We start from the raw sequence: 9,968 nt of genomic DNA, 5'->3' as shown, positions 1-9,968 counted from the left end.
AAGCCGCTCTCGCCGAAGGCGTAGTCGAAGCCGCCCTGGATGGCGGGCTTGAAGCCCTTGGTCTTGGCGTAGTCGTTCTTCCCGATCATGTCCTGGTCCTGACCGCGGAACTTGTAGTTGCTGGTCAGTGCCACATTCCCCGTGAGCTGTGCGCTCGCAAGCATCGGCAGGGCGGCAAGGGTGGCCACGGCCATTGCCTGGGCGAATTTACGGTGCATCATCGAGACTCCTCGGAGTTGGTTGGATTGTTGGGGGACACCGTCTCATAGCAGGGAGCGTGCCAAAGTGCACGTTTTGCCCTGCGGCACGGCGGCCGCTCCCGCACCGGCAACCCAGGCGAAATAGTTACAAGCGTGTTCGGTTGCGGTACCCCATGGGGCACCGCGGTGCATGAGCCCGGCCAAAAACGGGCGCACCACAATGGTGAGAGGGAGTGGAATGAGCCTGTCTTTGGTGCAAAGCCGTGCTTTGCTTGGGCTGGAAGCGGCCAGTGTCACGGTCGAGGTGCATCTGGCGAACGGCCTGCCGAGCTTCACGCTCGTCGGGCTGGCGGAAACCGAGGTCAAGGAGGCCCGCGAACGGGTGCGCTCGGCCATCCAGAACGCCGGCCTGGAGTTTCCGAACAACAAGAAGATCGTCGTCAACCTGGCGCCGGCCGACCTGCCCAAGGATTCCGGCCGCTTCGACCTGCCGATCGCACTCGGCATCCTCGCGGCCAGCGGGCAGATCCAGCCCGCGCTGCTGGCAGGCCACGAATTTGCCGGCGAGCTCTCCCTCTCAGGCGAGCTGCGGCCCGTGCGCGGCGCGCTGGCCATGGCGCTGGCCCTGCACACGCGCGGCATCGCGACGCGCCTGGTGCTGCCCGCCGACAGCGCCCAGGAAGCGGCGCTGGTGCCCGGCAGCGAGGTGTACGGCGCCAGGCACCTGCTGGACGTGGTTCAGCGCTTCATGCCCGAGGGCGCCGCGCTGCTGCAGGGCGAAGAGGGGCAGCAGCAGCCCGCCGCCGACGGTTGGGCCCGGGTGCATGCCGCAGCCGCGGCGGCCGCGCCGCTCTATGCCGACCTGGCCGACGTCAAGGGGCATGCGGGCGCCAAGCGCGCCCTCGAGATCGCCGCCGCGGGCGGGCACAGCCTGCTGATGGTCGGCGAGCCCGGCTCGGGCAAGTCCATGCTGGCGCAGCGCTTTGCCGGCCTGCTGCCGCCCATGAGCGTGGACGAGGCGCTGGAGAGCGCGGCCGTGGCCAGCCTGGCCGGCAGCTTCTCAGCCGCGCGCTGGATGAACCGGCCGACCTCGGCGCCCCACCACACGTCGAGCGCCGTGGCGCTGGTGGGCGGCGGCTCGCCCCCGCGGCCGGGCGAGATCTCGCAGGCGCACCACGGCGTGCTCTTCCTGGACGAATTCCCGGAGTTCGCGCGCTCCGCGCTCGAGGCGCTGCGCGAGCCGCTGGAGACGGGCACCATCACCATCGCGCGCGCCGCCCGGAGGGCCGAGTTTCCGGCGCGCTTCCAGCTGGTCGCGGCCATGAACCCCTGCCCTTGCGGCTACCTGGGCTCGACGCTGAAGGCCTGCCGCTGCACGCCGGACCAGATCTCGCGCTACCAGGGCAAGCTCAGCGGCCCGCTGCTGGACCGTATCGACCTGCACATCGAAGTGCCCGCGGTATCGGCAGAGCAGCTCATCGATGCCCCCGCCGGCGAATCGACCGCCAGCATCCGCAGCCGCGTGGTGGCCGCGCGCGAGTTCGCCCTGCAGCGCCAGGGCAGCCCCAACCAGGCGCTGCAGGCCGGCGCCATCGACAAGCATGCCGCGCTCGACGATGCCGCGCGCAAGTTCGTCTACAGCGCCGCCGCCAAGCTCGGCTGGTCGGCGCGCAGCACGCACCGCGCGCTCAAGGTGGCGCGCACAGTGGCCGACCTGGCTGGCGCCGAATCGGTGGGGGTGGTGCATGTGGCGGAGGCGGTGCAGTACCGCAGGGCGCTGCGGAACTGAGCGCTGCCGCCGGGGTGACGGGTGCCGGGGAGCGCCTACTTGAACTCGTGGCTCACCACGGGCGCCGACTTGCTGTCCTGCACCGTCACGCGCTGGCGATAGACATCGAGGTCGCCATTGCGCACTTCGATGTTGTAGATGCCAGGGCGCAGCGACAGCGACTTGAGCGGCGGGCTCACGCCGCGCTCGGCGCCGTCGACGAAGACCTGGCCCCAGGGCCGGATGTTGAGCACCACGCGCCCCATGCCGGGCGGAGCTGCAGGCGGCGCGGTCGGCGGTGTAGTTCCGCCGGCGATCACGGTGGGTATGGAGTTCGTTGGCGCCGTGCCGGGTGCCGCGGGCACCGTCTGCGCGAGCCGGTTCAGCTCGGCGATGGCATTGCGGGCATCGCGCGCATGCGGGCCGCGCCGGTAGCGGCGCAGGTAGGCCTCGTAGCCTTCGCGCGTGTTCTCGGCCTGGGCCAGGTTCCAGTCCTCGGCTTCGGCGGTGGCCATGGCGGCCTCCGGCGGCGTCACGGGCGTGGTGGCCGAGCCCGGCGGCGTGGCTGCGGGGTCCGGTGTGGCCGGTGCAGCTGCCGGCGCCGCGCCGACCGGCACGTTGGTCAATGGCGTCAACGGACCGGCCGGCGCGCTGGCGGCCGCCGCGGGGGGCGGCGTGCCGGGCGCTGCCGCCACGTTCTCGCCCGCAGCCGCCGGTGCGCCGCCGGGGGCGCTTTCGCCCGGCGGCATGGCGGCGGGCGGCGGCGAAGTGGCAGACATCGGCCCCGAAGGCGGGGGCACCGGCACCATGGCGGTCGATGTCTCCTGCCGGCCCGAAGTCAGGTGAATGCCGATCCAGGTGCCCACGCCCACCAGCGCCAGCAGCAGCACGCCGACCAGGCCCCAGCGCGGCATCGACGATTTCCTGGCGGCGGACGGCGACGGCTGCTTGCCGGCGGCCACCGATGGCGCGCGCGCCGGCGCTGCCGCCGCCTCGCGCGGTTCGGCGAGCCTGGGCGCGGGAGCCCGGGCCGGCTCGGCCTTGGGCGCGGGCTGGGGCCTGGGCCTGGCGGGTTCCGGGGCGGCGGCTTCAGGCCGTGCAGCACTGGCCGATGCAGCGGCTTGCGATGCGGCTGCTGCCGACATTGGTGCCGGTGTCTGGGGCGCCGGAGCAGCCGGCGCTTGCTGCGGCACCGGCGCCACGACCGGCGCGGGCTTCGAAGGAGCGGGTGCAGCAACTACGGCCGTCGGCGCCGCCAGCCCGCTCACATAGGTGTCGCCCAGCTTGGCAAGGCCCAGTTCGGCCGCGAACGCGGCCACGGTCTGCGTGCGGTCCTTGCTGTGCACGGCCAGCGTATGGTCGACGGCCGCGCAGAAGGCCGGGCTCAAGTCGCTGCGGCCCAGCGACGACAGCGGCACGTAGGCGTCCTGCACGCTGCGCACCACGGCCGACGGCGGCGGGTGCCCGGTGACGGCACGGTACAGCACGGCGCCCAGCGCGTAGAGATCGGTCCACGCGCCCTGGAGCAGCGTGTTGTCGTCGGCGTACTGCTCGATCGGCGAGTAGCCGGATTTCACCATCACCGCCACCTCGTCGACCAGGTCGGCAATCGACTTGCGCGCGGCGCCGAAGTCGAGCAGCACGGGCAGGTCGTCCTGCTGGATGAAGATGTTGTCGGGCGCGATGTCGCGGTGGAAGCACTGGCTGCGGTGCAGGGTTTCGAGCGCGCCGAGCAGCGGGCCGAGCATGCTCAGCAGCCAGGCCTCGGAGATCTTCTTCGGCTCTTCCTCGGCCAGGCGGCGCAGCGTGCGGCCGCGGTAGAGCTGGATCGCCATGTAAGCGGTGCTGTTGGCTTCCCAGAAGCGGTGCACCCGCACCAGTGCCGGATGGCTGAACTGTGCGAGCGTGCGCGCCTCGTTGATGAAGCTGCGCAGGCCCGCCTGGAAGGTGGCGGTGAGACGGTCGGAACGCACGTGCACGCTGTCGTCGCCGACGCGGCGCGCGAGCATCGAGGGCATGTATTCCTTGATGGCCACCTCGCGCTGCAGCGAGTGGTCGTAGGCGCGGTAGACGATGCCGAAGCCGCCCTCGCCGATGACCTCGAGCAGCTCGAACTCGTCCAGCCGGTGGCCCGCGTCCAGCGGATGGGGGCGCTCCTGCGGATCGGCCTGCACGCTGGTGCTGCTGCTGTTGTTGTTATTGCTGCTGGCGTTGGTCGTCATGCATCTCCTCCCGCGGCGGGGGTCTGGTCGTTCATGCCCATGGCACATGCCCCTGTGAAAACAACTTCGAAAACAGCGGCGTGTTGAGGCCTCCGCCGTGGGCGGCAGTGCGCAGCGGCGAGCCGTCCGCCTGGTTGGTCCACCAGTAGCTGGTGCTTCCGAAGGCGTCGAAGCACAGGGGCAGCTCGGGCCAGCCGAGGCGCTGCTGCGCACCTGTGGCACCGGCGCCCCCGGCCGCAGGCCCGAGGATCGACAGGATGTCGTCCGAGCCGCCGCTCGCGGTCTGGAAGCCGCCGTGGGCCGCGGCCAGCACCTGGCGGTCGAACTGGTCGGGCGCGACGCTGTGGCGGATCGCCTGCAGCAGCGCGGTGCCGCATTGCCAGTACCAGGCGGCGGAGCCCTCGAGCATGGAGGGCCGGTAGCTCGATGCGGCCACCTGCAAGGTTACGCACACGGGGTAGTAGCGCCCCACGCGGTCGCAGCTGGGCGCCAGGCAGCCGAACTGCACCGCGTCCACGCCCTGGGTGGCCGGAATCGCGAAGTTCCAGACCGGCGCCACCACATAGTGCCGCGTCATGGCGTCGGGCCAGCGCTTGAAGGTGCCCAGGCCGTTCTGCATCCAGCGGTCCCACCAGGCCTGGAGCTCGCGCGGCACGCGGCGGTAGAGAAAGTCGCCGGCCGCGGGCAGCTTGCCGTACCAGCCGATCTGCTGGTCGTCGGGCACCCACACCCGCGGCGAAGGAATGCCGCTGTTCATCTCAGGACTTCCCCGGGCATGAGAAGCCGTTCATCTGGTTCAGGCGCAGCGGGTTGTAGACGCTGTTGGCCGTCACCGCGAGCACCACCTTCCTGCCTTGCAGGTCGAAGGTCGCGTTGAACGATTCGGGTGCGTTGCCGGACGAGATCGAGGCCTTGTCGAACAGCCGGTGCAGCGCCCACGGCCCCTCGGTGACGATGCCGCCGGCCGGCGTGCCGCTGGCGGTCGTCACCTGCAGGCGCACCTGGTTGCTGTTGCGCGGGCCGGGCCACTTGACGGTGCTGGGCGCCTGCGGCCCGTGCGCGTAGCGCACGGTCTGGCCGTCGATGTCGAGCGTGAACTGGCTGATGGCGGCGTCCATGTCCTCGGGCCGGATGTCGATGGTGAACGAGGGCGTGCGCCCGCCCGCCATGCCCGAGAAGAACACGTCGCGGATCGCCTGCGCCTTCTGGAACGAATCGAGGTAGGCCGAGCGTCCCGGCGAACTGCCGTCCACGCCCTTCTTGAAGGCCCACGGGTTGACGGAGGTGTCGACCTGCGAGGCCAGGTTCTTCTGGAAGAAGTCGTCCATCATGCCGCCCGGCGCGAACAGCTGAGCGAAGTCGCCGGCCGCCACGTCGCGGTTGGAGCCGCGCGAGAAGGGATAGCGCCCCGCGATGGCCTGGCTGCAGAACTGACCGATGGTGGCAGCGGCGTTCTGCCCGATGTTCTGCCGCGTCACCGCCGCCGCCTTGGACGACGCGGTGGCCGAGAGATCGTTCAGCATGCCCTGGAACGGCACCGGCAGGCGGCCCGCCTCGGCCTGCACCTTGGTGACCGCATCGCTCGACGGCGGGATGTTGCCGCTGCGCAATGCGGTGTCGGTGGCGGTGAGGAAGGTGTAGAGCTCGTTGATGAGCGCGGCGGTGGCGTCGATGGGCGCCTGGCCGCCGGCCTTGGGCGCGGTGACCATGCGGCGAAGCGGCGCGAAGTGGTTGTCCACCAGCGATTCGGGACGGTCCGGCACGGTGTTGCGGCGCTGGCTGCCGTCGGGCTGCCCGATGAGCTGCTCGATGCGCTCGCGCGTGCTGGCCACGCGGTTCTGCGCCTGGTCGAGCAGGCTGCGCGTGGCCTCGTCGTGGTTGCGCAGCAGGTCGGTCTCGCGCGCCGCGCCGCGGATGAGACGCGACATCGGCGACTCGCTGGTCGAGAGCACGCGCGTCATCTGGATGCTCTGCAGCAGCGAGCGGCTGTCGGCCAGGCGCACGTCGGCCAGGTAGTCGTCCCAGACGCGGATGTAGTCGGTGAGGTAGAGCCGGCGCACTTCGCGCAGCAGCAGCTCGCGCGAGGTGATGTCGGTCATGCCCGGCGCGCGGATCTGCAGCACCCAGCGGTCTTCCTGTTCGAGCGCGAGCGTCGTTTCGGCCATGCGCTTGTCGAAGATGTCCCAGTAGCCGCGGTAGGTGAAGAGCGTCGGGATGCCGTCGGTGAGCGGCTTGCCGCTCGCGCGCTTGATCACCAGCGCCGACTCAGCCCCCGCCGCCTCCGCAATGCTGAAGGCGTTGGGCGGGCTGGTCTGCAGCAGGATGCGCCGCAGCCGCGCATAGGAGCGCTGCGCCAGCGGCACGCCGGCCAGGCGGGCGCGCGTCTCGTTGATGAGCCGGTCGTCCTTGGCGAAGGGCGAGGTCACCACGCGTTCCGCGAACAGCGCCTTCAGGTGCGACTCGAGGTTGGTGCGCTGCTCGCGCGTGAGGCCGGCGCCGATCTTGCGGTCCACGTCGGTGAGCAGCCAGGCCTGGAGGAAGTCGGCGTCGTAGCGCTCCGCGTCGTACAGCATGAGGTAGGCCTTGAGCGCCTCGTAGCTGTATTCGGCATCGGTCTTGGAGGCCTCGCGCAGCGCCTGCTCCACGCGCTGCGAGGCTTGCGGCAGCAGCACGCTTTCGAGCGCACGCTGGTAGACGCCGTCGGTCGCGGCCTGCAGCTTCTCGCCCTGGTAGAGGCCGAAGCGGTAGGAGACGGGCGGATCGCCGATGTCGAAATGGCTCGACTTGGGCAGGTCGCGCAGGCGGTCGAGCACCGGCAGCGAGCTGGCGATGTCGCTGTTGGAATCGACCACCGTCGGCAGCTCGCCGCGCGCCGCGGCCTTGTTGAAGGCCTTGGCGTTGTTGTCGACCTCGGCCACGTAGTCGCGGTTGTTGCGCCAGCTGTTGACGCAGGCGCCCAGCAGCACCACCAGCAGCACGCCGATGAGGCCGTAGCCCGCCAGGTCGATGGCGCGCTTGCGCCGGTACCAGCGCAGGTTGGTGCCGGCCACGCCCGCGTCACGGAAGATCACCTGCTGCAGCAGCTCCTTCAGGAAGTAGCTCTTGCCCGGGCCCGGCGGCGGCGCGGGCGGCGCGTTGACCTGCAGGTAGCGCTTGATCGCGCCCATCACGCGGTCGAAGGCCGTGCCCTCCTGCGTGCCGCTGGTGAAGTACACGCCGCGCAGCATGGGCGCGACTTCGAACTTCGAGGGGTTGAACACGTCGGCCAGGAAGGTGCCGAGGATGTCCTCGAAGCTTGCGAACTGCTGCGGCAGCAGGTAGGCCTGCGCGCGGCGCAGCTGGTCGGGCTCGGCCGCGAGCAGCTCCGGCAGGCGCTCGTCCAGGCGCTGGTGCAGCAGCTTGTATTCCTGGTGGAAGCGCTCGCGCAGGTCGGCCTTGGCGGGGTCTGCCGGGTTGGCATCGATCGGAAACGTGAAGCCCCACACCTGCGAGCGCTCGGCCCGGCCCAGCGAGCCGAAATACTCGTTGAAGCCGGCCAGCAGGTCGGTCTTGGTGACCAGCACGTACACCGGGAAATTGATGCCCAGGCCGTTGCGCAGTTCGAGCAGCCGCTTGCGCAGCGCCATGGCGTGGCGCGCACGCTGCGCGTCGTCGGCCAGCGGCAGGTCGGCGATGCTGATGGTGAGGATGGCGCCGTTGATCGGCTGGCGCGGCCTGAACTTCTTGAGCAGGTCGAGGAAGCCCTTCCACTCGCCCTCGTCGGTTTCGCGGTTGCTCTCGTGCGTGGTGTAGCGCCCGGCGGTGTCGATCAGCACCGCCTCGTTGGTGAACCACCAGTCGCAGTTGCGCGTGCCGCCGATGCCGCGCACCGCGGCCTTGCCGAGCTGGTCGGCCAGCGGAAAGTCGAGGTCGGAGTTGACCAGCGCGGTGGTCTTGCCCGAGCCCGGCGCGCCGATGAAGATGTACCAGGGCAGCTGGTACAGGTACTGGCGGTCGAACACCGCAAAGCGCCCCGCGGGCTTGCCGCTGGCGTCCGCGCCGAAGCGCATGTTCTTCAGGATGGACGTGGCATCGCTGAAGCCGCTTTGCAGCTCCTTGATCTCGGGCGCATCCTCGGGCTTGGCGGCCTTCTCCTTGGGGGACGGCGTGCGCAGCTGGTTGAGCAGCTGCGCGTTGAGGCGCCGCTCGCGCCACTTGCGGTAGAGCACGCGCGCGATCCAGATCGCGAACATCAGCGCAATGACCGCGATGCGCACGAACTCGCTTTCGAACGGCCGGTAGCGGCCCACTGCGATGACGGGGCCGATGATCCAGATCAGGAACGCAATGGCCAGGAGCCCGAAAAAGACCCACAGGTCGCGGCTCACGAGGAAACGGAAAATCGCGCGCAGCATCAGCGGGTTCCTCCCTGCGGCGCCGCTGCTGCTGCGCCTGCGGCCACGGGCGCCACCAGCAGCGTCACTTCGACCCGCCGGTTGCGCGCACGGTTGGCCGGCGAATCGTTGGGTACCAGCGGGTCGGCATCGCCGCGGCCTTCGGCGCGCAGGCGCTCGGGCCGGGTGACGCGCGTGGCGATCATCTTCTTGACCGCATCGGCACGCGCCTGCGAAAGCTGCCAGTTGGACGGGAAGCGCACGCTGCGGATCGGCTGGTCGTCGCTGAAGCCGCTGATGAGCACGTTGCCTTCCACCGAATTGAGCGCGTCGGCCACGCGCGCGAGCACGGGCGCATAGCGGTCGAGCACGCGGTCGGAGCCCGATGCGAACAGGCCGTCGCCGCGCAGCACCACCACGCTGCGGTCGGCCTCGTCGCGCACCGTCAGCAGGCCGTCGCGGATCTCGGGTTCGAGAAAGCGCTGCAGGCGCGGCTGCGGTGCCGGCGCAACGGCCACGGCACGCTGCGTCTGCGGCAGGCGCACTGCATTCACCGCGGCGAATGCACCGTCGGAACGGCCGGCCAGGCTGAACGTGAGCACGCCGAACACCAGCACCAGCAGCACCGCCGCCACCGCGCCCACGGCCCACAGCGGCACCCAGTTGCGCGTGCGGCGCACCGGCGCGCTCGCGTCCTGCCAGTGCGGCGACAGCGGCACGGCAATTTCGCCGCGCGTCTGGCGGATGATCTGCAGCAGCCGCTGCTTGAGCGTTTCGAGCTGCGTGCGGCCGTTGTCGATGACGCGGAAGCGCCCTTCGAAGCCCATCGCCAGGCAGAAGTAGATGAGCTCGATCAGCTGCAGGTGCTGCTGTGGGTTCTGCACCAGCCGCGACAGCAGCTGGAAGAATTTCTCGCCGCCCCAGGTCTCGTTGTGGAACATCACGAGCAGGCTCTGCGACGACCAGATGCTGCCGCCCCAGGGCGTGAGTGCGGCCGCTTCGTCGACCGCGGTGCACAGGCAGTAGCGCGCGCCGATGATCACCTCGGGCGCGATGCCGCTTTGCTGCGCGCGCGTCTCGAAGCGCCGGACCTCGTCGACCAGGTGTTCGCGCAATTGCGCGGGCGCATCGTGGTGGCCGGTAGCGCGAATCTGCGGGATCAGGTCGAGCAGCGGGTTGGCCGCCGCGACCAGCGGGTTGTTGCCGGCCAGTGCCGTGTCGCCCGCATGCGGACGGCGTGCGTCATGCCATGCGGTGAATGACTGGGGTTGCTGCTGTCCCGCGCCGCGCGATGCCAGGGGCATGCCCGCGGGATCGCCGTTGCCGCTGTTGTTGCCGCCGCCCGGGTTGGGCGGCACGAAGCCTCCCGGACCGACCGCCATGTCATTGACACCGTTCATAGGGT

6 protein-coding genes are annotated in these 9,968 nt (G+C 70.4%); 1 reads left to right on the top strand and 5 read right to left on the bottom strand.

Annotated features, from left to right (window positions below; all coding sequences use genetic code 11):
- A partial coding sequence (locus IB278_RS32950; RefSeq protein ID WP_318646731.1) for a TorF family putative porin occupies positions 1 to 221 on the bottom strand: 221 nt, incomplete at its 3' end.
- 217 nt (positions 222 to 438) lie between these two features.
- Here IB278_RS32950 and IB278_RS32945 point away from each other — a divergent pair.
- Positions 439 to 1,989 (top strand): YifB family Mg chelatase-like AAA ATPase, encoded by a 1,551-nt coding sequence (locus IB278_RS32945; RefSeq protein ID WP_192328514.1) that lies wholly within the window; start codon positions 439 to 441, stop codon positions 1,987 to 1,989.
- A gap of 35 nt (positions 1,990 to 2,024) precedes the next feature.
- Here the strand turns inward: IB278_RS32945 and IB278_RS32940 are convergent, their stop codons facing one another.
- The 4 genes from IB278_RS32940 to IB278_RS32925 are packed head-to-tail and all read right to left on the bottom strand — an operon-like array spanning position 2,025 to position 9,963.
- Entirely contained in the window at positions 2,025 to 4,190 is a 2,166-nt protein-coding gene (locus IB278_RS32940) for a serine/threonine-protein kinase (RefSeq protein WP_192328511.1), read from the bottom strand.
- Positions 4,191 to 4,221: 31 nt separating this feature from the next.
- On the bottom strand, positions 4,222 to 4,947 hold the full coding sequence (gene tagF, locus IB278_RS32935) for a type VI secretion system-associated protein TagF (protein WP_145738560.1): 726 nt from the start codon (positions 4,945 to 4,947) through the stop codon (positions 4,222 to 4,224).
- A gap of 1 nt (position 4,948) precedes the next feature.
- Positions 4,949 to 8,584 (bottom strand): type VI secretion system membrane subunit TssM, encoded by a 3,636-nt coding sequence (gene tssM / locus IB278_RS32930; protein ID WP_192328508.1) that lies wholly within the window; start codon positions 8,582 to 8,584, stop codon positions 4,949 to 4,951.
- The gene (locus IB278_RS32925) at positions 8,584 to 9,963 is read right to left on the bottom strand and encodes a DotU family type VI secretion system protein (RefSeq protein ID WP_192328505.1); all 1,380 of its coding nucleotides are present in this window, start codon (positions 9,961 to 9,963) and stop codon (positions 8,584 to 8,586) included. Before IB278_RS32925 ends, tssM begins: the two co-directional genes overlap by 1 nt.
- Positions 9,964 to 9,968: the final 5 nt, after the last annotated feature.

The sequence above is a fragment of the Variovorax sp. VRV01 genome, assembly GCF_014852545.1.
Taxonomy (GTDB): domain Bacteria; phylum Pseudomonadota; class Gammaproteobacteria; order Burkholderiales; family Burkholderiaceae_C; genus Variovorax; species Variovorax beijingensis_A.
This window is presented reverse-complemented; position numbering and strand designations above follow the sequence as displayed.

Bases quoted from the DNA above. Each gene is read 5' to 3' on its own strand.
- IB278_RS32945 (WP_192328514.1), top strand. From the start codon at position 439: ATGAGCCTGTCTTTGGTGCAAAGCCGTGCTTTGCTTGGGCTGGAAGCG.
- IB278_RS32940 (WP_192328511.1), bottom strand. From the start codon at position 4,190: ATGACGACCAACGCCAGCAGCAATAACAACAACAGCAGCAGCACCAGC.
- tagF (WP_145738560.1), bottom strand. From the start codon at position 4,947: ATGAACAGCGGCATTCCTTCGCCGCGGGTGTGGGTGCCCGACGACCAG.
- tssM (WP_192328508.1), bottom strand. From the start codon at position 8,584: ATGCTGCGCGCGATTTTCCGTTTCCTCGTGAGCCGCGACCTGTGGGTC.
- IB278_RS32925 (WP_192328505.1), bottom strand. From the start codon at position 9,963: ATGAACGGTGTCAATGACATGGCGGTCGGTCCGGGAGGCTTCGTGCCG.